This is a genomic window from Streptomyces sp. XY006 (assembly GCF_002237655.1).
Taxonomy (GTDB): Bacteria; Actinomycetota; Actinomycetes; order Streptomycetales; family Streptomycetaceae; genus Streptomyces; species Streptomyces levis.
Genome location: NZ_NOKT01000054.1, coordinates 1 through 20,549 on the forward strand (window position 1 = coordinate 1; position 20,549 = coordinate 20,549).

Genomic DNA, 20,549 nt, shown 5'->3' on the forward strand with positions numbered 1-20,549 from the left:
CCCGCCGGCTGCGGCACGGGCGCGTGCGGCTGCGCCGCCGGGGCCGCCGTGCCGGCGCGGCCCGCCGCGCGCAGCGCGTACTCCACGTCCGCCCGCAGGATCAGCCCGTCCGGGCCGGAGCCCGTCAGCTCGCGCAGGTCGAGGCCGTTCTCCCGGGCCAGCCGGCGCACCAGGGGCGAGATCACCGGGACGGGACCGTCGTCGACGGCCACACCGCCCGTGTGCCCGTTCACCGGGGCGGAGGGACCACCGGCCGCAGCCGGCACGCCCCCGTCGGCACGAGCGGTCGCGGCCGCTCCGGTCCCGCCACCCGGGGTCTGCCCGGCCGCCGCGGAGGCACTCGTCACCGGCCGTCCGGGCCGCACCCTGCGGCGCCGCGCGGGGGCCTCGGACGTGCCGTATCCCACCAGGACGTTCCCCGAGCTCTCGCCACCCGCGCGGGGCGGGCTTCCGGCGCCGGGGTCCGCGCCGCCGCCGGACGGCGACCGCTCCCCCACCGCCACCGTGATCAGCGGCGCCCCGACGGGCAGCTCCTGGCCCTCCTCGCCGAAGCGGGCCGTGACCACGCCGCCGTAGGGGCAGGGCACCTCGACCATCGCCTTGGCCGTCTCGACCTCGACGACCGGCTGGTCGATGGCGACGACGTCGCCGACCTCGACCAGCCAGCGCACGATCTCCGCCTCGGTGAGCCCCTCACCGAGGTCGGGCAGCTTGAACTCCAGCACCTGTGCCATCAGCTCTCGGCCTCCCACTGCAGGCGCCCCACGGCGTCCAGGATCCGGTCCACACCGGGCAGGTGGTGGCGCTCCAGCATCGGCGGCGGGTACGGCACGTCGAAGCCGGCCACACGCAGCACCGGCGCCTCCAGGTGGTGGAAGCAGCGCTCCGTCACCCGGGCCGCGATCTCCCCGCCCGGGCCCCCGAAGGAGCCCGACTCGTGGACCACGACCGCGCGTCCCGTCCGCCGCACCGAGGCGCACACCGTCTCGTCGTCGAACGGCACCAGGGAGCGCAGGTCGACGACTTCGAGGTCCCAGCCCTCGGCCCGGGCCGCCTCGGCCGCCTCCATGCAGACGGGTACGGACGGCCCGTACGTGATGAGCGTGGCGCTCCGGCCGGAGCGCCGCACCACCGCGCGGCCGATCGGTTCAACGGGCGCGGGCTCCTCGGGGTTCCAGGAGTCCTTCGACCAGTACAGCCGCTTGGGCTCCAGGAAGACGACCGGGTCGTCGGAGGCGATGGACGCGCGCAGCAGTCCGTAGGCGTCGGCGACCGTCGCGGGCGTGACGACATGGAGCCCCGGAGTCGCCATGTAGTACGCCTCGGAGGAGTCGCTGTGGTGCTCGACGCCGCCGATGCCGCCGCCGTAGGGGACGCGGATGGTGATCGGCAGGGGCATCGCGCCGCGGGTGCGGTTGCGCATCCGGGAGACGTGCGAGATCAGCTGCTCGAACGCCGGGTAGGCGAACGCGTCGAACTGCATCTCCACGACCGGGCGCAGCCCGTACATGGCCATGCCGACGGCCGTGCCGAGGATGCCCGCCTCGGCCAGCGGGGTGTCCGTGCAGCGGTCCTCGCCGAACTCCTTGGCGAGTCCGTCGGTGACGCGGAAGACGCCGCCCAGGGTGCCGACGTCCTCGCCCATGACGTGCACGGCGGGGTCGGCGGCCATCGCGTCGCGCAGCGCGCGGGTGAGGGCCTGGGCCATGGTGGCCGGCTTGACGGCGACGGTGGTCATCGGTGCGTGCCCTCCTCCGGCTCGGCCTCGGCCTCCAGCTCGGCCCGCAGCTGCTCCCGCTGCTCGCGCAGCTGGGGCGTGGGCTCGGCGTAGACGTGGGCGAACAGGTCCATCGGGTCCAGGACCGGGTCCTGGTTCATCTGCTCGCGCAGGGCGGCGGCCATGGTCTCGGCGTCCTGGCGGGCGGCCTCGATGCCGGCCTCGTCGAGCAGGCCGCGCGCGGTCAGCTCGCGCTCCAGCAGCACGATCGGGTCGTGCTCGCGCCAGGCCTCGACCTCGGCGTCGCCGCGGTAGCGGGTCGCGTCGTCGGCGTTGGTGTGGGCGTCGACGCGGTAGGTGATCGCCTCGACGAGGGTGGGGCCGCCGCCCGCGCGGGCGTGGCGCACGGCGTCGGAGAGGACCTCGTGGACCGCCGCGGCGTCGTTGCCGTCGACCAGGCGGCCGGGCATGCCGTAGCCGACGGCCTTGTGGGCCAGCGACGGGGCCGCGGTCTGCTTGGCGAGCGGGACGGAGATCGCGAAGCCGTTGTTCTGCACGAGGAAGACGACCGGGGCCTGCCAGACGGCCGCGAAGTTCAGCGCCTCGTGGAAGTCGCCCTCGCTGGTGCCGCCGTCGCCGACCATGGCCAGCGCGACCACGTCGTCGCCCTTGAGGCGGGCGGCGTGCGCGAGGCCCACGGCGTGCGGCAGCTGCGTGGCGAGCGGGGTGGACAGGGGGGCGACCCGGTGCTCGTACGGGTCGTAGCCGGTGTGCCAGTCGCCGCGCAGCAGCGTCAGCGCCTGGGCCGGCTCCACGCCGCGGGCGACCACGGCGAGGGTGTCGCGGTAGCTCGGGAAGAGCCAGTCGCGCTCCTGGAGCACCATCGCGGCGGCGACCTCGCAGGCCTCCTGGCCGGTGGTGGAGGGGTAGACGGCGAGGCGGCCCTGCTTGGTGAGGGCGGTGGCCTGCGCGTTGTACCGGCGGCCGCGGACCAGCTGGGCGTACAGCGTCCGCAGCAGCTCCGGGTCGGCCTTCGCGGCCGCCTCGGTGCCGAGGACGCGGTACGGCTCGGCGTCGGGCAGCAGCGGCGCGGGATCCGTCCGGGGCTGCCATGCGGGCGGCGGGGTGGGCTGGTACGCGCCCCGCTGCTCCATGACCGTCATGACGGCACCTCCTCGTGGGAGCGGCTCGAAGAGGCGCGTCGGCTGTGACCCGCCTCACCTACCGATTGTTCGGTCGTCGGCACCATTTGGCTATGGCTGGCCTCAGGCTGTGGACAAACGGTTCTCCACAGCCTGAGATGGACGCAGTACGTCCATGGCAGGGAGGGTGGCGCGGGTGGCATCTGAACAAATGGCCGAGAGTGCGGACGACAGTGGCGCGCTGCCGCCGGCGCGGCCGCTGGACGCCATCGACCAGGACATCCTGCGCATGCTCCAGGCGGACGGACGCGCCTCGATACGGTCGGTCGCCGAACGGGTCCACGTCTCGCGCGCCAACGCCTACGCCCGGATCAACCGGCTCGTCGAGGACGGCGTCATCCGCGGTTTCGGTGCCCGCGTCGACCACGAGCGGGCGGGGCAGGGCACGTCCGCGTACATCACGCTGAAGATCGTGCAGAACTCCTGGCGCACGGTGCGCGAGCAGCTCAGACAGCTGCCCGGCGCCTCCCACATCGCCCTGGTGGGCGGGGACTTCGACGTGCTGCTGCTGGTGCACGTGTCGGACAACCGGTCGCTGCGCGAGCTGGTGCTGACCCGGCTCCAGGCGATCCCGGAGGTGCTCAGCACGCGCACGCTGCTGGTCTTCGAGGAGGAGGACCTGGAGCCGCAGAGCTGACCCGGACCACTCCCGCGGAGCCCGGCCACTGGAGCAGCCCGGCCGCTCCCGCGGAGCCCGGCCGCTTCGCGCGCTACAGCCGCTCCGAGCGGCTCAGCCGCTCCTGCGCAGGCCGCCGAAGGCCAGCTGCACCACCGCGTCGGCGACCTCGCGCTCGTTCATCCCGCGCCCGTCCGGGCGGTACCACTCGACGATCGAGTTGATCATCCCGAAGACCAGCCGGGTCACCAGCCGCACCTCCACGTCGCCGCGCACGTCCCCGTCGGCCGCCGCCGCCTTGAGCAGGTCGGCGACCCGGTGGTCGAAGTCGCGGCGCCGCTCCAGGGCCCACCGCTCGGTGCCGGTGTTGCCGCGCACGCGCAGCAGCAGCGTCACGTAGGGCAGTTCGGCTATGAGGACCTCGACCATGCGCCGCACGACGTACTCCAGGCGCTCGGCGGCGCGCCCCACGCGCGCGTGCTCCTCGTCGAGGATGCCGAAGAGGCCGTCCAGGGCCCGGCTCACGGCCCGGCGCAGCAGTTCCTCCTTGCCGGTGACGTGGTGGTAGATCGAGGACTTGGAGATGCCGGCCGCCTTGGACAGGTGCTCCATGGAGGTGCCGTCGTAGCCGCGCTCGTTGAACACCCGGACCGCGACGGACAGCAGCGTGTCCGGGGTGTAGGTGTCGCGCCTGGCGGTGGTCATGAGGTGTTGCCCTCCCGCGGGTCGGAGGCGTGGGCGTGGCGGTACAGCGCGAGGGACGGCGCGTAGCGCCCCGAGGGGTCGCGCAGGTGCAGGTCGTCCAGGAGCGCGTAGGCCCAGGAGCGGCCGAGCCTGCGGCTCCACTCGAAGGGACCCAGAGGGTAGTTGACACCCAGGCGCATCGCGGTGTCGATGTCCTCCTCGGTGGCGACGCCCTTGGCGACCGCGTCGTGCGCGAGGTCGATGATCCGCGCGACCGTGCGGGCGACGATCATGCCGGGCACGTCGCCGATGACGGTGACCTTCTTGCCGAGCGCCTGGAAGAGGCCGATCGCCTCGGCGAGGGTCTGCGGTGCGGTGTCCTGGGAGGCGGACAGGGCGATCCGGGTCGCCTTGCGGTAGTCGAGGGCCAGGTCGAAGTAGACGACGTCCCGGAACTCCACCGAGGTCTGCCCGTCGGCGAGGGCCAGCTGGCCGCCGCTCGGCAGCACCAGCCGGGTGCCGTTGTCCTCGTCCTCCTCGCGGACCTGGACGCCGGCCTCACGGATCATCGGGAGCAGGTCACAGGCCGGGCCGAGGTCGCCCTCGGCGACGACGTACGCGGGCGGCTGCCGCTGCTCCGCCGTGTCCGGCTCGGGGCGCTCGGCGCCGTCGCCGTGGTCGTACCAGCCCTGCCCCGTCTTGCGGCCCAGCCGGCCGGACTCGACCAGGCGGCGCTGGGCGAGGGACGGGGTGAAGCGCACGTCCTGGAAGAAGGACTCCCAGACCGACCGGGTGACGGACTCGTTGACGTCCTGGCCGATCAGGTCGGTCAGCTCGAACGCGCCCATCCGGAAGCCGCCGGACTCGCGCAGCACGGCGTCGATGGTGGCCGGGTCGGCGCCCTGCGCCTCGTACACCGCGAAGGCCTCGGCGTAGAAGGGCCGGGCGATGCGGTTGACGATGAAGCCGGGGGTGTCCGCGCAGGCGACCGGCGTCTTGCCCCAGGCGCGGGCGGTCTCGTACGCGCGCGTGGCGTACGTGACGTCGGTGGCGAAGCCGGAGACGACCTCGACGAGCGGCAGCAGCGGGGCGGGGTTGAAGAAGTGCAGGCCGACGAACCGCCCGGGGACGCGCAGGGCGCCGCCGATCGCCGTGACGGACAGCGACGAGGTGTTGGTGGCGAGCAGGCAGTCGTCGTCGACGATCTCCTCCAGCGCGCGGAACAGCTCCTGCTTGACGTCCAGCCGCTCCAGGACCGCCTCGACGACCAGGGCGCAGTCGGCGAGCTCGGCGAGGGTCTCGGCGGGCAGCAGGCGGGCCCGGGCTGCGTCCCGGTCGGCGGCCGTGAGCCGCTCCTTCTCGACGAGCCGGTCCAGGCGGGCCCCGATCGCGTCGGCCGCCTGCCCCGCCCGCCCGGGGAGGGCGTCGTACAGCCGTACGGGGTGGCCCGCGACCAGCGCGACCTGGGCGATTCCCTGGCCCATGGTGCCGGTGCCGACGACGGCCACGGGGCTGCTGAGGTCGAGTGCTGTCATGTGCGCGATCCTCCCGCACGGGGTTTTCCACAGATGCGGCGGACCCCCTTGAACCGACCGATCGTTCGGTTACTCTAGCTCTGTCCGAGTGTTCCTGCCCAGGTTTCTGCCCAGGTCATGAACTCGACGAGGAGTTCTTGAGACGAGGAGTTGGTCACCCATGACCGCCGCACTCTCGGCGCACGAGCTGATCGCCCGGCACCGGTCCACCCTCGACCAGGCGCTGGAAGCGATCCGCACGCGCGCGTACTGGTCCCCGCACCCCGAGCACCCCAAGGCCTACGGGGAGAACGGCAGCCTGGACGCGGCGGCGGGCAAGGCCGCCTTCGACGCCCTGCTCGGCAGCCGTCTCGACCTGGGCCAACCCGGGACGGACGACTGGGTGGGCGGCGAGACGTCCCCGTACGGCATCGACCTGGGCGTGACGTACCCGCACGCGGACCTCGACGTGCTGCTGCCCGCCATGAAGGCCGGGCAGCGGGCGTGGCGGGACGCCGGAGCCGAGCAGCGCGCGGTGGTCTGCCTGGAGATCCTCAAGCGCATCAGCGACCGGACGCACGAGTTCGCGCACGCGGTCATGCACACGTCGGGCCAGGCGTTCATGATGGCGTTCCAGGCGGGCGGGCCGCACGCGCAGGACCGCGGTCTGGAAGCGGTGGCCTACGCCTATGTCGAGCAGGTGCGCACGCCCGACAACGCCGAGTGGACCAAGCCCCAGGGCAAGCGCGACCCGCTGGCGATGACCAAGCAGTTCACGCCGGTCCCGCGCGGCATCGCCCTGATGATCGGCTGCAACACCTTCCCGACGTGGAACGGCTACCCGGGCCTGTTCGCCTCCCTCGCCACCGGCAACGCGGTCCTGGTCAAGCCCCACCCGCGCGCGGTGCTGCCGCTCGCGCTCACCGTGCAGGTCGCGCGCGAGGTGCTCGCCGAGACGGGCTTCGACCCGAACCTGGTGGCGCTGGCCGCCGAGCGCCCCGGCGAGGGCATCGCCAAGACGCTCGCGCTGCGTCCCGAGATCCGGATCATCGACTACACGGGCTCGACGGAGTTCGGCGACTGGCTGGAGGCCAACGCCCGCCAGGCGCAGGTCTACACGGAGAAGGCCGGCGTCAACACGGTCGTCGTGCACTCCACGTCCGACTACAAGGGCATGCTCTCCAACCTGGCGTTCTCGCTGTCCCTGTACAGCGGCCAGATGTGCACGACCCCGCAGAACCTGCTGATCCCGCGCGAGGGCATCGCCACGGACCAGGGCCCCAAGTCCTACGACGAGGTCGCCGCGGACCTCGCCCGGGCGGTCGACGGGCTGCTGGGCGACGACGCCCGGGCCAACGCCCTGCTGGGCGCGATCGTCAACCCGGACGTGAAGGCCCGCCTGGAGGCAGCGGCCGGGCTGGGCGAGGTCGCCCTGGCCTCCCGGGAGATCACCAACCCGGACTTCCCGGGGGCGGTCGTGCGCTCGCCGGTCATCGTGAAGCTGGACGGGGCCAAGCCGGACGCGGAGGCCGCGTACATGAGCGAGTGCTTCGGGCCGGTGTCCTTCGCCGTGGCCGTCGACTCGGCCGCGGACGCGGTGGAGCTGCTGCGGCGGACCGTGCGCGAGAAGGGCGCGATGACCGTCGGGGCGTACACGACCGACCCGGAGGTCGAGGAGTCGGTGCGGGAGGCGTGCCTGGAGGAGGCGGCGCAGCTCTCGCTGAACCTGACCGGCGGGGTGTACGTGAACCAGACGGCCGCGTTCTCCGACTTCCACGGGTCCGGCGGGAACCCCGCGGCCAGCGCGGCGCTGTGTGACGGTGCGTTCGTTGCGAACCGCTTCCGCGTGGTCGAGGTGCGCAGGGAGGCCTAGGAGCCCGGCGGTGCGGTGCGTGCGCGAGTGCCGGTCGTTCGTGGTCGCTCGCGCAGTTCCCCGCGCCCCTACAGGGGTGCTCCGGAACCCGCGCTCCAGTGGTACAGGGTCATCGCCACGCTGGTCGCCAGGTTGTAGCTGCTGACCTGCGGGCGCATCGGCAGGGACAGCAGATGGTCCGCCCGCGCGCGCAGCTCGGGCGACAGGCCGGTGCGCTCGGAGCCGAACGCGAGGACGGCGTCCTCCGGGAGCTTGACGCCCCGGATGTCGTCGCCCTCCGGGTCGAGGGCGAACAGCGGGCCGGACGGCAGGCCGGACACCTCCAGCCGCTCCACCGCCGTCGCGAAGTGCAGGCCCGCGCCGCCGCGCACGACCGTCGGGTGCCAGGGGTCGACCGTGCCCGTCGTCACCACGCCGGTCGCGCCGAAGCCCCCGGCCAGGCGGATCACCGCTCCCGTGTTGCCCAGGTTGCGGGGGTTGTCGAGGACCACCACCGGAGTGGCGCGGGGCATCCGGGCCAGCCGCGCCAGCTGGGACTCGCGCGAGGGCCGCACCGCCAGGGCGGCCACCGCCGTGGGGTGCGGGCGCGGCACGAGCGAGGAGTACGTCCCGTGCGGGACCTCCGTCAGCAGCGCGGCGAGCACGTCCCGCACGTCCGGGGCCAGCTCGTCCGCCAGGGCGAGCGCGGCCGTCCGGTCGGCGGTGACCGCCACCGGCACCTCGGCGCCGAACCGCAGCGCGTGCTTGAGGGCGTGGAAGCCGTCGAGCAGGACGGTGGTGGCGGCGAGCCGGTGCCAGTCGGCGACGGGGTCGGTCATGCCCCGAAGCCTACGTGCGTGGCCTCGGGGCTCCCAGGGCTCCCAGGGCTCCCGGGGCCGCGCTGCCCGGGCATCCGCACCCGCTCGGCCCGGCGGCACAGGACCCGGTTTCGCACGCGGGCCGTCCCGGCGCCCAGACGGCGCAGGAACGACGTGGGCAGGAACACCGCGTCCGCCGCGATCATCGCGAGCGAGAAGAACGGCAGCCCGAGGACGACGGCGATCGCGGCGTGCTCGGTGATCATGACGGCCAGCAGGACGTTCTTCACCCGCCGGTTGAACAGCGTGAACGGGAAGGCGACCTGGACGAGGACCGTCCCGTAGGTCACGAGCATGACGAGCGTGCCGCTGGCGGACAGCAGGTCGGCGAGGGCCGGCCAGGGGGAGAAGGACTCCAGGTGGAGCGGGTAGTAGACGGCGGTGCCGTCCTGCCAGCGGGAGCCCTGGATCTTGTACCAGCCCGCCGTCGCGTAGATCAGGCACGCCTCGGCCATGATCACGAGCAGGGCGCCGTTGTGCACGACGTTGGCGACGACGTCGAGCACGATCCGCGGCTCGCCCGAGCCGGCCCGGCGGCCGGCCAGCCACCACAGGGCCTGGGCCGCCCACACGGTCCACAGCAGGGCCGGGATCAGCCAGTCGCCCTGCATCCGGCCGACCAGGGTGACGGTGAGCAGCGCGCAGCCGAGCACGCCCCACAGCGCCGGTCCCGTCCGGTCGGTGACCCGCTCCCCGCGTATCCGGGCCGCCCGGGCCCGGGGGGCCCGGCGGGCGTCCAGCGACCAGACCTGGGCGCAGCGGGTGAACACCAGGTAGATCGACATCAGGTGCAGCACGTTGTCGCCGCCGTCGCCCATGAAGACGCTGCGGTTCTGCAGCGACAGCACACCGACCATGAACAGCACCGACATGGTGCGCGTGCGCCAGCCCAGCAGCAGCAGGACGCCGGCGAGGACGGCCAGCGCGTAGACGGTCTCGAACCAGACGCGGCCGTCGAACCACATCAGGGCGGTGAAGGCGCCGTTCGTGCCGATCAGCTGCTCGGCGAGGTCCCGGCTCCACGGGCCGTCGGGGCCGTAGAGCTCCTGGCGGTGGGGGAACTCGCGGAGCAGGAACAGCAGCCAGGTGGCGCTGAAGCCGATGCGGATCACGGCGGTCTGGTAAGGGCCGAGGGCGGACTCGGTGACCCGGGCGATGCCGCGCGAGAGCGCCAGCGAGAAGCGGTTCACCGCACGCCTCCCAGGGCCTCGTCGCGGGGCACCTTCCACCACGGCAGCTCACGGTAGGACGGTGTCGTGGAGACCTTCTCCCGGCTCCACTCGGGCGGGGGCACGTTGGTGGTGCGCGAGCGCACCTGCACCCCCTCCAGGACACCGCCGCCGCCGGTCGTCGCCCGTACCGCGTCGTTGCGGTCCAGGCGCAGCACCGCGATCCGGCGCAGATACGCCTCGGAGAGCGCCCCGCGCAGACCCACCGGGCGGTTCTGGCTGTCGTGGGTGGCGACGAAGAAGTCCCAGGCGCGGCGCAGCTCGTTCTGCTGGGTGTGGCTGGGCAGCAGGTTGCCGTCGATCGCCCGGCCGTCCTCGGCGGACAGGTCGTACCAGCCGCTGGTCACCGTCATGCCGTCCGTCCCGCGCACCGACGCGCGGACCTGCACGGAGATGTTCTGCTGCAGCGGGTTGGGGGCGAACAGCTTCCAGTTCTGCTCGAACTCCGGATAGATCCACTCGTCCACGGCCTCGCCGTGCTGCCTGCTGACGGTGTTCGCCGGGGCCACGTGCAGGAACGTCATCCCGAGGTGCACACAGACCCCGACCGCGACGACCGCGAGGGCCAGCGCGACGACGACCCGGTACCGCAGGGACAGCATGGCGATCCCGGCACCGGTCTCACCGGACGGCGGGAACACCGGAGGCGCCCCGGACCCGGCGGGCGGCAGGCCTGGCTCGGGCCTCCCGGGCCCCGCAGGCGGCGGGACCGGACGAGGCGACAGCCCCGGCTCGGGCGGTGGGGCCGGGTGAGACGGCGGGGCCGGTTCGGGCGGCGGGCCTGGCTCGGGCGGCGCTGCAAGCTCGGGCGATGGGGTCGGCTCGGGCGATGGGGTCGGCTCGGGCGATGGGGTCGGCTCGGGCGATGGGGTCGGGTGGGGTGGCTCGGCCGGGTGGGCCGGTGCGCGGGGGCCCTTCCGGGCGGTCGAGCCCTCGTCGTACGCGTCCATTCCGCCCCGTTCCACGATCCCGGTCCGTCGTTCCGTCCGCCCGGCCGCGAGGGCGTCGCACCGCCCGCGCACCGCTGCGCGATCCCGGCACCGGCACGGTACTCAGGCCACCCACCCCGGCACAGCCCCTGCCGACCGGTCCGGGCCGTGGCCGTCGCCACACCGCGCAGGCCGACCGTACGGGCCCCGGCCGCGTCGGGGCCCCGATCCCCCTGGTCCACAGGGGACCCCCGCAGGTTATCCACAGGCCGCCCCGGCCGGTCGTCCCGAGGAGTGACACCCTACGGCGCCCGCCCGTACACCCATTCCCTTCTTCTAGAACCTGTTCTATCTTGACGCCCCGTCAGCTCAACGGGATCGCCGGAAGGACAGGCACCGTGGACTTCACCTTCTCCGAGGAGCAGCAGGCGGCGGCCGAGGCGGCGAAAGGCGTGTTCGCCCCGGTCGCCCCCGACGCCGTGCCCAGCCCGGCCCTCACCCCGGGCGCCGTCGCCGAGACGTACGACCGCGAGCTGTGGGCCCGGCTCGCCGGCGCGGACCTGCTGAGCCTGCTGCTCGACGAACGCCACGGCGGGGCGGGCCTGGACGCCGTCGCGCTCTGCCTCGTGCTGCGGGAGTCGGCCCGGGTGCTGGCCCGTGTGCCGCTGCTGGAGAGCAGCGCGGCCGCGGCCGCCGTGCAGGCGTACGGCACCGCCGAGATGGCATCCGCCCTGCTGCCCGGCGCCGCCCGGGGCGAGACCGTGCTCACCGTCGCCGCGCACGGCCGCACCGGCCACGACCCGGCCGAGCAGGCCGTGACCGCCCGGCGGGACGGCGGGACGTGGGTGCTGGACGGCGTGCAGACGGCGGTGCCGTGGGCCCATGACGCGGACGTCACGCTGGTCCCCGCGCACACCGGGACCGGCCGGACCGTACTGGCCGTCGTCCCCCGCGGACACGAGGGCGTCGTCCTTGCCGAGCAGTTCTCCACCAGCGGCGAGCGGCTCGGCGAGCTGCGGCTGGAGTCGGCGCGGCTCGCCGCCGGGGAGGTGATCGACGCCGAGGGCGCGTGGGAGTGGCTGCGGGACCTGCTGGCCACCGGGACGTGCGCGCTGGCGCTCGGGCTCGGGGAACGGGTGCTGCGGATGACCGCGGACTACGCGGGCGAACGGGAGCAGTTCGGGCACCCCATCGCGACCTTCCAGGCCGTCGCCGTCCAGGCGGCCGACCGCTACATCGACCTGCGCGCGATGGAGGCCACGCTGTGGCAGGCCGCGTGGCGGATCGCCTCGGGGGCGCCGGGCGCGCTGCCCGTCACCGGTGACGTGGCCGTCGCGAAGATCTGGGCGGCGGAGGGCGTGCGCCGGGTCGTGCAGACGGCACAGCATCTGCACGGCGGGTTCGGCGCCGACGTCGACTACCCGCTGCACCGCTATCACGCCTGGGCCAAGTACCTGGAACTGTCGCTCGGCCCGGCGGCCGCGCACGAGGAGGCCCTGGGCGACCTCCTGGCGGCGCACCCGCCGGCCTGACCCGCGGCGCGGGATTCCGTCACCGCACCCTGCGCGCGGACGCGAACCCTGCCTGGGGCCCTGGTGGGCCTTGTGGTCCGTGGTGTGGCCCGGCGTGGCCGTGTGTGGCCCTGTGTGGCCCGGCGTGGCCCTAGAGGACGAACCCGGGCTGTCCGTCGTCCGTCACGACGGGGCGCCCCGCCGCCTCCCACACCTGCATGCCGCCGTCGACGTTCACGGCGTCGACGCCCTGCTGGGCCAGGTACATCGTGACCTGGGCGCTGCGTCCGCCGGACCGGCAGATCACATGCACCCGGCCGTCCTGCGGGGCGGCCTCGGTCAGCTCGCCGTACCGGGCGACGAACTCGCTGATGGGGATGTGCAGCGCCCCTTCGGCGTGCCCCGCCTTCCACTCGTCGTCCTCGCGGACGTCCAGCAGGAAGTCGCCGTCCTTGAGGTCCGCGACCGCGACGGTGGGTACACCAGCTCCAAAACTCATGCGTCCGACGCTACCCGAACCCACCCCCGGGGCGGCCGGGGCGCCGGTCAGCCCGTGCCGTCGCCGAGCAGCGCGGCCAGCTCCGCCTCGCGCTCGCCGACCTGCGTCCGCAGCTGCTGCCCGATCTCGTCCAGGAGGCGGTCGGGGTCGTCCGGGGCCAGCTGGAGCATGTGGCCTATGGCGCTGTCCTCCAGCTCCCGGGCGAGCAGGGCGAGCATCTCCTTGCGCCGGTCGAGCCATTCGAGGCGGGCGTACAGCTCCTCGGCCCGGCTCGGGCCCCGCTTCAGCTCGGGCCCCTTGGCCCACTCCTCGGCGAGCTCGCGCAGCTCCGCCTCGTCGCCGCGGGCGTAGGCGGCGTTGACGCGGGTGATGAACTCCTCGCGCCGCTCGCGCTCCGGCTCCTCCTGCGCCAGGTCCGGGTGGGCCTTGCGGGCCAGCTCGCGGTAGAGCTTGCGGGCCTCCTCGCTGGGGCGGACGCGCTGCGGGGGCCGGACCGCCTGGTTCGTGAGCATGGCCACGGCCTCCGGGAAGAGGCCGCTGTCGTCCATCCAGCCGTGCAGCAGTTCCTCCACGCCGGGGATCGGCGCGAGGCGGGCACGGGCCTCGTCCGCCCGGCGCTGGTCCTCGGGGTCGCCGCTGCGCTCGGCCCTGGCCTGGAGGATCCGGGCGTCCAGCTCCTCCAGCCGGGCGTAGAGGGGACCGAGCTTCTGTTCGTGGAGCCGGGAGAAGTTCTCGACCTCGACGCGGAAGGTCTCCACCGCGATCTCGTACTCGATCAGCGCCTGCTCGGCGGCCCGTACGGCCCGCTCCAGCCGGGCCTCGGGGCGCGCCGCCTCGTCCTCGGGCGTCACCGGTTCCTCACCGGCGCCGCCACCACCCTGCTCAGCTTCCGGGGTCGTCACCCGACCAGCCTAGGCCACGGCCGGACCGGGCCCACGCCCCCGCCCGCCGCGCGTCACACGCCCGTCTCCGCCGCCCGCCCGCCGCGCATCACACAACCGTCTCCGCCGCCCGCCCGCCGCGCATCACACAACCGTCTCCGCCGCCCGCCCGCCGCGCATCACACAACCGTCTCCGCCGCCCGCCCGCCGCGCGTCACCCAACCGTCTCCGCCGCCCGCCCGCCGCGCGTCACACGCCCGTCTCCGCCGCGACCTTCCCCGCGCGCACCGCCGCCACCAGATCCGCGTGGTCCGCCTCCGTGCGGTCGGCGTAGGCCACCGCGAAGGCCGCCATCGCCTCGTCCAGCTCGTCGTTCTTGCCGCAGTACCCGGCGATCAGCCGCGGGTCGGCGCTGTGGGCGTGGGCCCGGGCCAGGAGGGCGCCGGTCATACGGCCGTAGTCGTCCAGCTGGTCGGCGGCCAGGGCGGCCGGGTCGACGCTGCCCTTGCGGTTGCGGAACTGGCGGACCTGGAAGGGGCGCCCGTCGACCGTCGTCCAGCCGAGCAGATTGTCGCTGACGACCTGCATGCGCTTCTGGCCCAGCACGACCCGGCGGCCCTCGTGTCCGGCCTCGGGCGGCGCGAAGCCGGCCGTCACCAGATGCGGCACCAGCGCCGACACCCGCGCCTCCTTCACCTGCAGTACCAGCGGCTCCCCGCGGTGGTCCAGGAGCAGCACCACGTAGGACCGGGTGCCGACGCTGCCGGTGCCGACGACGCGGAACGCCACGTCGTGCACCGCGTAGCGGGCGAGCAGGGGCAGGCGGTCCTCCGGCAGGGTGCCGACGTACTCCTCCAGGGACGCCGCCACCGCCGCGGCCTCCTCGTCCGGGACGCGGCGCAGCACCGGCGGGGCGTCGACGAAGCGGCGTCCGCCGTCCTCCGTGGCCTCGGTCGACTTGGCCGCGAAGCGCCCGCTGGTGTTGAGGCGGGCCTTCTCCGAGACCCGCTCCAGCGTGCCGAGCAGGTCGTGCGCGTCGGTGTGGGAGACGAGCTCCTCGTCCGCGATGGCGTTCCACGCGTCCAGGACCGGGAGCTTCGCCAGCAGCCGCATCGTGCGGCGGTAGGCGCCCGCCGCGTCGTGGGCCGCCTTGCAGCAGGTGTCCTCGTCCGCGCCCGCCTCCCGGCCGGCCAGCACCAGGGAGGTCGCCAGGCGCTTGAGGTCCCATTCCCAGGGGCCGTGCACCGTCTCGTCGAAGTCGTTCAGATCGATGACCAGGCCGCCGCGCGCGTCGCCGTACAGGCCGAAGTTGGCCGCGTGGGCGTCGCCGCAGATCTGGGCGCCGATCCGGGTCATGGGCGTGCGCGCCAGGTCGTATGCCATCAGACCGGCCGCGCCGCGCAGGAACGTGAACGGGGAGGCGGTCATGCGGCCCACCCTGAGGGGCGTGAGCTCGGGGAGCCGGCCGCGGCCCGACTCCTCGACCGCGCTCACCGCGTCGGGCCGGGAGGGATCCGGGTCGAACGTGGCGTGCGCGCCGCGCGGGACCCGCTCGCGCAGGGCCTTGCCCTCGTCCTTGGGCGAGCCCGCGGAGGGCCACTCCGCGAAGCCGCGCACCCGGGGCAGCCTGGGTGCCGTCCCGTCCCCGCCGTTCTTCCCAGCCGCTGTTCCGGTCACCGCGACCGCCTCCCCCGTACGCGCACGAACATCAACTCGTGCCGACCGTACAACCGGCGGCGGCAAACGCGTCAGACCCTGTGGACAACTCCGCGCCTGTGGACGACAACGGCTGTGGACGACCCCGCGCCACCCTCCGGACCGCCCCGGACCGCCCCGGACCGCCCCGGACCGCCCCGCACCGCTCCGGGCCACTCCGACCACTGTCGAAAGGAACCCGCCCTACGCCCCCGAGGGCGCCCGCGCCGGCAGGGCCTCGTCCTGCCCGGCCACCTGCTCGCGCACCGCGGCGACCCCCTGCGACCCGGCCACCTGCTCCCGCACCGCAACCGGCCGCGTCCCCCGCTGCTCCACCGGAACCCGCTCCGGCTCCCGGTCCTCCACCCGTCCCTGTGCCAGCACCCGCTGCCCGCGGTCCTCCGAGATGTCGAGGCGGGCCAGCACCGCGGGGACGGCGATGCTCGGCAGGAAGTGCTCGAACATCACCACGACGCGGCGCTCCAGGTCCTGCCGCTGGCAGCGCAGCTGGGACAGCAGCTGCACTCCGGAGAAGCTGCCGACCAGCAGCTCAGCCGTATCCGCCACGTCGACGTGCGGCAGCAGTTCGCCCTGGGCCTTCGCCTCGCCCAGCCGCTGCACGTTCTGGTCGATCCACATCTGGAACGCCGGTGTGCGGTCGAGGTCCATGGCGCCCTGGTCCAGGGCGAGCCCCACACTGGCGCGCACCAGCGGCTCGGACCGCAGCCGGCGGGCGAGCGCGAGCCCGGAGTCGACCAGTTCCTGCAGCTTGCAGGCCTGCGGCGGGAGCGTGATCGCGAGCTGTTCCTCGAACACCCCGATCGCCAGCTCCTCCTTGGAGCCGAAGTGGAAGTACAGCGCGCCCTTGGTCACGCCCGCGCGGTCCAGGATCTCCCCGATGGTCGCCGAGGTGTAGCCGCGTTCGTCGAAGACGGCCGCCGCCGCCTCCAGGATGGTCCGCCGGGTGCGGATCGCGCGCTCCTGTCGCGCCATCGGGTGCCTCCTGCTCTGTGTCGATCCCTGTCAACTCGCTGTGCGGCGAGGGCCCGAGAGCCTGTCCCAGCGGTTCGGCTCACCCTTTGAAAAAAACCGGCTCGTCCGTATCTTAGTCAAACGTCGACACCAGCCAGGCAGCCGATACCGGGGGTTCCCATGCTGCGTACAGGACCTTCGAGCGCACTCACGGACGATCAGACCGGACGAGCGGCCCGCCCGGCAAACGCGACCGCGTCGGTCGTCGAGAACGCGCCACACCGGACCGTCACGAAGGAACTCGCCCACCGCACCACGGAGACCGACGTCTTCCCCACCCGGTGGAGCCGAATCTCCGACACCCGCTTCCGCTTCACCGCGCACTGGCCGGCCGCCCACCCCTTCTTCGGCCCCGTGGACGCGATCCACCAGGACCCGATGATCGTCGGCGAAACGTTGCGGCAGGCCTCGATGGTGCTGGCGCACGCCGAGTTCGGGGCCCCCGCGGACACCCACTTCGTCATGTGGGACCTCACGGTCCTCACCGACCCCGGGGCGCTGCTGCTGGCGGACGCCGCGGAGCCGGTCGTCGTCGACGTCGTCTGCTCCGAGATACGCCGGCGTGGCCGCGGCCTGGCCGGTATGCGGACCACGATGGAGTTCCGCCGCGCGGGCCGGTTCGTCGCCCGCGGCACCGGCAGCACCGGCTGCACCTCGCCGCTCGCCTACCGCCGCCTGCGGGCAGGCCGGTTGGACGCCATGGACAAGCCCGTGCCGGCGCTGCCCGGCATCGAGCCCGGGCTCACCGGCCGCGACCGCCCCGAGGACGTCGTCCTCGCACCCGGCGACGGGCCCGGCGTCTGGCACCTGCGCGTGGACACCGGCCACCCCGTCCTCTTCCCGCGGCCCAACGACCACGTGCCCGGGATGGTCCTGTTCGAGGCGGCCCGCCAGGCCGCGACCGCCGCGTCCGGCCTGCGCCCCTTCCTGCCGCGCGCGATGACGGTCACCTTCGACCGGTACGCCGAACTGCACAGCCCCTGCCGGCTGGAGACCGAGGTGCTCGACGAGAGCCCCGGGGAGGTGACCGTCCGGGTGTCCGGGCGGCAGGACGGCGAGTCCGTCTTCTCCGCCCGCCTGACCTCCGCACGGCCCAGGCCGGTACGGTCCCTGTCGTGACCGCCACCTTCCTGATCACCGGCCCGAGCGGCTTCGTCGGCAGCCGGGTGGCGGCCTCGGCCCGCCTCCGCCCCGGCGCCCGCGTGCGGCTGCTGTCCCGGCAGAGCGCGCACGGGGACGCAGGGGACGACATCGTCCACGGCGACCTGTCCGACCCGGCCTCCCTGCGCGGCGTCTGCGCCGGCGTCGACGTCCTGGTGCACTGCGCCTCGCGGATCGGCGGTGACGCCGCCACCGTCGCGGCCGTCAACGACCACGGCACCCGGGCCCTGGTCGAGGAGGCCGTGCGCGCCGGAGTGCGCCGGATCGTGTACGTGAGCACGGCCGCCGTCCACGGCCGGGGTCCCTTCCGCGGCGTACGCCCCGGGGACGTCCCGATCGCGCCCGCGTCGGCCACCAGCCGCACCCGGGCCGCCGCCGAACGGCACGTCCTCGACGCGGGCGGCCTGGTGCTGCGGCCGCACCTGGTCTACGGCGAGGGCGACCGCTGGGTCGTCCCCGGACTGGTCTGGCTGCTGGACGAGCTGGGCGCGACCGTGACCGGCTGCACGGCGCTGCAGTCGATGATCGACGTCACCACGCTGGGGCACGCGGTGGTGGCCGCGGCGCTGTCCCCGGCGCACGGCGGCGGCGCGCACTACGTCGGCCACCCCGAGCCGGTGCCCCTCTCCGACCTGCTCGGGGCCGTGCGCGAGGAACTGGGGGTGCCCGGCGGCGGTGCGGCGGTGGACGTGGCCACCGCCCTGGACCGGGCCGCCGGTTCCCCGCTCGCCCTCCATCACCTCGGCATGCTCACGGTCGACCACTGGTTCGCCGACGACGCGTTCTGGAAGGACCTCGACCGCTCGCCCGGGGACGGGTTCGCGGCCGGGTTCAGGCGCGCGGCGCCCTGGTACCGCTCGTTCCTCGCAGCCCGGCCGGCTTCCTGACCTCCTCCGCCTCCCCGGGACGCGCCCCCGCGTCCCGCACCGACTCCGCCTCCCCGGGACGCGCCCCCGCGTCCCGGACCGACTCCGCCTCTTCGGGGCGCGGGCCGGTACCCCGGCCGTGCAGCAGCACCGGCAGCGTCTCGTGGCCGGTGGAGATGATGGAGCGCAGCCGCTTCGGCGGGCGCCCCGGATCGGCCAGGGCCAGCCGCGGGAACCGCTCGAACAGGGACGTCAGCGCCACCGTCGCCTCGGCCATCGCCAGGGGCCGGCCCAGGCAGTGGTGCACGCCGTGCCCGAAGGACACATGGTCGCGGCTGGTCGCGCGCGTGACGTCGAACCGGTCGGCGTCGGGCCCGTGCCGCTCCGGGTCGCGTCCGGCACCGGCGAAGGAGACGACCACGGCGTCGCCCCGGGGGATGGTCAGACCCGGCTGGATCTCGATGTCCTCCACGGCGTAGCGCAGGCCCGACATGGCCCCCGGTGCCTCGTACCGCAGCGACTCCTCCAGGGCGTCCTCCCAGGTCGCCCGGCCGGAGCGGACGAGCTCCAGCTGGTCGGGGTGGGCGAGCAGGCTGTGCACGGTGTTGTCGATGAGATTCACGGTGGTCTCGAAGCCCGCCGTGAGCAGCAGGATCAGGTTGTCCATCAACTCCTGTTCGCTCAGGCTCCCTTCGTCACGGGCGGCGATCAGGGCCGTCGTCAGATCGTCGGCCGGGTGCGCCCGCTTGTGCTCCAGGAACGCGGCCAGCGTGGCGTAGAGCTCGACCCCGTTGGCCTGGGCGTCCTCCAGGGAGATCGCCGTGTCGAAGAAGCGGCCGATGATGCGGTAGAGGGCCCGGCGCGGACCGTCCTCGCCGGGCGGTACGCCGAACAGTTCGCACACCACCTCGTGCGGCACCGGAGCCGCGAACTTCGCGCGCAGGTCGACGACTTCGCCCTCCGGCAGCCGCTCCAGGCCGTCCAGGGCCCGGTCGACGATCTGCTGCACGCGCGGCAGCAGCGCGTCCACGCGGCGTTTGGTGAAGGCGGCGGCCATCGGTTTGCGCAGCCTGGTGTGATCGTCGCCGTAGGCGGTGACCATGTTGCGCACCGAGACCCAGATGGCCAGCGGCCAGGTGCGGGAGACGTCCCCGTTGATCCAGGCCGGCCAGTGCCGGTAGGCGTCCTTGCTGGTCTCGGGCCCGGCCAGGAGCCGTTTGTTCAGCTCCAGGCCGTTGATCCACCACGCCCGTACGCCGCCCGGGAGTTCCACCTCCACGGCCGGGCCCCGGTCACGGATCCGGGATATCTCGTCGTAGAGGTTCTGGCCGGACGGGTCGATGGTCAGGAAGGGGCAGGCCGGTTGTGCCATGAGTCGTCGCTCCTCGGGTCCCGTGGCTGGGAGACCATCGTGCGATCCGGGCGCGGAAAATACTTGGCAACCGGTTTGTTCCGGTCATCCGGCGCTGCCCCGGCCGGCCCGCGAGGGTGCGATCGGGGCGCCGCTAGCGCAGAGCGAGCCGAACCGGAGCCGTCTCTTCCAGTGCCGCGTCGGCCTCCGGGGCCCGCTGGTCCGCTTCCGGGTCCCGCTGGTCCGGCTCGCGCCCCGCCGGGTCCAGGACGGCCGCGAGGTGCGGCGCGGCCACGCACGGCAGCAGCAGGTGCCACAGGTCGGTGAGCGAGGGCCGGGCGAGCCAGCCGTGGTCGTCGCGGGCCAGCACCTCGATGCCGGTGGTCGCGGCGAGGACGACGGCACCGGTGCGCGGCGGCGCCACCCCGGCGGCCAGTTCGCCCCCGCGCTCCGCCTCGTCCAGCAGGTCGTGCACGCACGCCCGCCACTCCCGGCGCAGGTCACGGGCCCGCCCGGCGGCCGCCTCGGCGTTGAGCCGCAGCCCCGCCCGGACGACGACGTCGGCGCAGAGCAGCCGGGCGACCCGGTGGGTGACGTCCACGAGGCGCTGCAGGGCGCATCCGTCACCGGTACGGCCCGCCAGCGCCACCCGGCGCAGGGCACGGGCGGCCGCCTGCTCCACGGCGTCGGCCACGGCGGCCTTGTTGGCGAAGTGGAAGTGCAGCGCGCCGGAACTGACACCGGCCCCCGCGCTGATCTCCGCCAGGCTGGCCCGGTCGTACCCGCGGGCCTCGAACTGCTCGGCCGCCGAACGGATCAGCGCGCGACGGGTCCGCACGGCCCGGTCCTGTTTGGTCACCCGTGGCTCCCCTGCAGGGCTCTGAATGGCGACGCAATGAAACCAAGTTGCCGGTTTTTCCACAACGCGCCCC

The 20,549-nt window shown here is 74.1% G+C and carries 19 protein-coding genes; 5 read left to right on the plus strand and 14 right to left on the minus strand.

Going from position 1 to position 20,549, the window contains the following annotated elements:
• The 3 genes from CHR28_RS36360 to pdhA form a co-directional block, all read right to left on the minus strand.
• Positions 1-734 (minus strand): biotin/lipoyl-containing protein (locus CHR28_RS36360; RefSeq protein ID WP_179272691.1); only part of this gene is annotated, 734 nt, incomplete at its 3' end.
• A complete protein-coding gene (locus tag CHR28_RS36365) occupies positions 734-1,738 on the minus strand; it encodes an alpha-ketoacid dehydrogenase subunit beta (RefSeq protein WP_094057999.1) in 1,005 nt (334 codons plus the stop codon). The genes CHR28_RS36360 and CHR28_RS36365, both read right to left, overlap by 1 nt.
• Complete coding sequence (gene pdhA / locus CHR28_RS36370) at positions 1,735-2,880, minus strand: pyruvate dehydrogenase (acetyl-transferring) E1 component subunit alpha (protein ID WP_094058000.1); 1,146 nt, start codon at positions 2,878-2,880, stop codon at positions 1,735-1,737. Before pdhA ends, CHR28_RS36365 begins: the two co-directional genes overlap by 4 nt.
• A gap of 190 nt (positions 2,881-3,070) precedes the next feature.
• On the opposite strand from pdhA, the gene CHR28_RS36375 reads away from it, so the two are divergent.
• The gene (locus CHR28_RS36375) at positions 3,071-3,556 is read left to right on the plus strand and encodes an Lrp/AsnC family transcriptional regulator (protein WP_094058001.1); all 486 of its coding nucleotides are present in this window, start codon (positions 3,071-3,073) and stop codon (positions 3,554-3,556) included.
• Between the two features lie 93 nt (positions 3,557-3,649).
• Here the strand turns inward: CHR28_RS36375 and CHR28_RS36380 are convergent, their stop codons facing one another.
• Both CHR28_RS36380 and CHR28_RS36385 read right to left on the minus strand, forming a co-directional pair.
• Entirely contained in the window at positions 3,650-4,240 is a 591-nt protein-coding gene (locus CHR28_RS36380) for a TetR/AcrR family transcriptional regulator (RefSeq protein ID WP_094058002.1), read from the minus strand.
• Positions 4,237-5,754, minus strand: a complete 1,518-nt coding sequence (locus CHR28_RS36385) for a 3-hydroxyacyl-CoA dehydrogenase (RefSeq protein ID WP_094058003.1) — start codon at positions 5,752-5,754, stop codon at positions 4,237-4,239. Before CHR28_RS36385 ends, CHR28_RS36380 begins: the two co-directional genes overlap by 4 nt.
• A 160-nt stretch (positions 5,755-5,914) precedes the next feature.
• Here CHR28_RS36385 and paaN point away from each other — a divergent pair, with 160 nt between their 5' ends.
• Positions 5,915-7,606 carry a phenylacetic acid degradation protein PaaN gene (gene paaN, locus CHR28_RS36390; protein WP_094058004.1) on the plus strand — a complete coding sequence of 564 codons (1,692 nt, stop codon included), beginning with the start codon at positions 5,915-5,917 and terminating at the stop codon, positions 7,604-7,606.
• Between the two features lie 68 nt (positions 7,607-7,674).
• Here the strand turns inward: paaN and CHR28_RS36395 are convergent, their stop codons facing one another.
• The 3 genes from CHR28_RS36395 to CHR28_RS36405 are packed head-to-tail and all read right to left on the minus strand — an operon-like array spanning position 7,675 to position 10,642.
• On the minus strand, positions 7,675-8,424 hold the full coding sequence (locus CHR28_RS36395; RefSeq protein ID WP_094058005.1) for a TrmH family RNA methyltransferase: 750 nt from the start codon (positions 8,422-8,424) through the stop codon (positions 7,675-7,677).
• The gene (locus CHR28_RS36400) at positions 8,421-9,653 is read right to left on the minus strand and encodes an HTTM domain-containing protein (RefSeq protein WP_094058006.1); all 1,233 of its coding nucleotides are present in this window, start codon (positions 9,651-9,653) and stop codon (positions 8,421-8,423) included. Before CHR28_RS36400 ends, CHR28_RS36395 begins: the two co-directional genes overlap by 4 nt.
• On the minus strand, positions 9,650-10,642 hold the full coding sequence (locus tag CHR28_RS36405) for a DUF5819 family protein (protein ID WP_094058007.1): 993 nt from the start codon (positions 10,640-10,642) through the stop codon (positions 9,650-9,652). The genes CHR28_RS36400 and CHR28_RS36405 overlap by 4 nt, the downstream gene beginning before the upstream one ends.
• 377 nt (positions 10,643-11,019) lie before the next feature.
• Here CHR28_RS36405 and CHR28_RS36410 point away from each other — a divergent pair, with 377 nt between their 5' ends.
• On the plus strand, positions 11,020-12,153 hold the full coding sequence (locus CHR28_RS36410) for an acyl-CoA dehydrogenase family protein (RefSeq protein ID WP_094058008.1): 1,134 nt from the start codon (positions 11,020-11,022) through the stop codon (positions 12,151-12,153).
• A gap of 130 nt (positions 12,154-12,283) precedes the next feature.
• Here CHR28_RS36410 and CHR28_RS36415 read toward each other — a convergent pair whose 3' ends face one another.
• From CHR28_RS36415 to CHR28_RS36430, 4 genes are all read right to left on the minus strand, one after another.
• Positions 12,284-12,631, minus strand: a complete 348-nt coding sequence (locus CHR28_RS36415) for a rhodanese-like domain-containing protein (RefSeq protein ID WP_094058009.1) — start codon at positions 12,629-12,631, stop codon at positions 12,284-12,286.
• A gap of 47 nt (positions 12,632-12,678) precedes the next feature.
• Positions 12,679-13,533: a hypothetical protein gene (locus tag CHR28_RS36420; RefSeq protein WP_179272692.1), complete on the minus strand. Its 855-nt coding sequence runs from the start codon at positions 13,531-13,533 to the stop codon at positions 12,679-12,681.
• 228 nt (positions 13,534-13,761) lie between these two features.
• A complete protein-coding gene (locus CHR28_RS36425) occupies positions 13,762-15,189 on the minus strand; it encodes a DUF2252 domain-containing protein (RefSeq protein WP_179272693.1) in 1,428 nt (475 codons plus the stop codon).
• A gap of 222 nt (positions 15,190-15,411) precedes the next feature.
• Entirely contained in the window at positions 15,412-16,200 is a 789-nt protein-coding gene (locus CHR28_RS36430; RefSeq protein WP_256984604.1) for a ScbR family autoregulator-binding transcription factor, read from the minus strand.
• A gap of 159 nt (positions 16,201-16,359) precedes the next feature.
• Here CHR28_RS36430 and CHR28_RS36435 point away from each other — a divergent pair, with 159 nt between their 5' ends.
• Positions 16,360-17,358, plus strand: a complete 999-nt coding sequence (locus CHR28_RS36435) for a ScbA/BarX family gamma-butyrolactone biosynthesis protein (RefSeq protein WP_094058011.1) — start codon at positions 16,360-16,362, stop codon at positions 17,356-17,358.
• Complete coding sequence (locus CHR28_RS36440; protein ID WP_094058012.1) at positions 17,355-18,287, plus strand: NAD-dependent epimerase/dehydratase family protein; 933 nt, start codon at positions 17,355-17,357, stop codon at positions 18,285-18,287. The genes CHR28_RS36435 and CHR28_RS36440 overlap by 4 nt, the downstream gene beginning before the upstream one ends.
• On the opposite strand, the gene CHR28_RS36445 is transcribed toward CHR28_RS36440, so the two are convergent.
• Both CHR28_RS36445 and CHR28_RS36450 read right to left on the minus strand, forming a co-directional pair.
• Positions 18,232-19,638 carry a cytochrome P450 family protein gene (locus tag CHR28_RS36445; RefSeq protein WP_094058013.1) on the minus strand — a complete coding sequence of 469 codons (1,407 nt, stop codon included), beginning with the start codon at positions 19,636-19,638 and terminating at the stop codon, positions 18,232-18,234. The two genes, CHR28_RS36440 and CHR28_RS36445, sit on opposite strands and share 56 nt — an antisense overlap.
• Before the next feature lie 133 nt (positions 19,639-19,771).
• Positions 19,772-20,476, minus strand: a complete 705-nt coding sequence (locus tag CHR28_RS36450) for a ScbR family autoregulator-binding transcription factor (RefSeq protein WP_094058014.1) — start codon at positions 20,474-20,476, stop codon at positions 19,772-19,774.
• Positions 20,477-20,549: the final 73 nt, after the last annotated feature.

Coding starts and splice junctions, on each gene's coding strand:
- CHR28_RS36365 (WP_094057999.1), bottom strand. CDS start 1,738: ATGACCACCGTCGCCGTCAAGCCGGCCACCATGGCCCAGGCCCTCACC.
- pdhA (WP_094058000.1), bottom strand. CDS start 2,880: ATGACGGTCATGGAGCAGCGGGGCGCGTACCAGCCCACCCCGCCGCCC.
- CHR28_RS36375 (WP_094058001.1), top strand. CDS start 3,071: ATGGCCGAGAGTGCGGACGACAGTGGCGCGCTGCCGCCGGCGCGGCCG.
- CHR28_RS36380 (WP_094058002.1), bottom strand. CDS start 4,240: ATGACCACCGCCAGGCGCGACACCTACACCCCGGACACGCTGCTGTCC.
- CHR28_RS36385 (WP_094058003.1), bottom strand. CDS start 5,754: ATGACAGCACTCGACCTCAGCAGCCCCGTGGCCGTCGTCGGCACCGGC.
- paaN (WP_094058004.1), top strand. CDS start 5,915: ATGACCGCCGCACTCTCGGCGCACGAGCTGATCGCCCGGCACCGGTCC.
- CHR28_RS36395 (WP_094058005.1), bottom strand. CDS start 8,424: ATGACCGACCCCGTCGCCGACTGGCACCGGCTCGCCGCCACCACCGTC.
- CHR28_RS36405 (WP_094058007.1), bottom strand. CDS start 10,642: ATGGACGCGTACGACGAGGGCTCGACCGCCCGGAAGGGCCCCCGCGCA.
- CHR28_RS36415 (WP_094058009.1), bottom strand. CDS start 12,631: ATGAGTTTTGGAGCTGGTGTACCCACCGTCGCGGTCGCGGACCTCAAG.
- CHR28_RS36430 (WP_256984604.1), bottom strand. CDS start 16,200: ATGGCGCGACAGGAGCGCGCGATCCGCACCCGGCGGACCATCCTGGAG.
- CHR28_RS36435 (WP_094058011.1), top strand. CDS start 16,360: ATGCTGCGTACAGGACCTTCGAGCGCACTCACGGACGATCAGACCGGA.
- CHR28_RS36445 (WP_094058013.1), bottom strand. CDS start 19,638: ATGGCACAACCGGCCTGCCCCTTCCTGACCATCGACCCGTCCGGCCAG.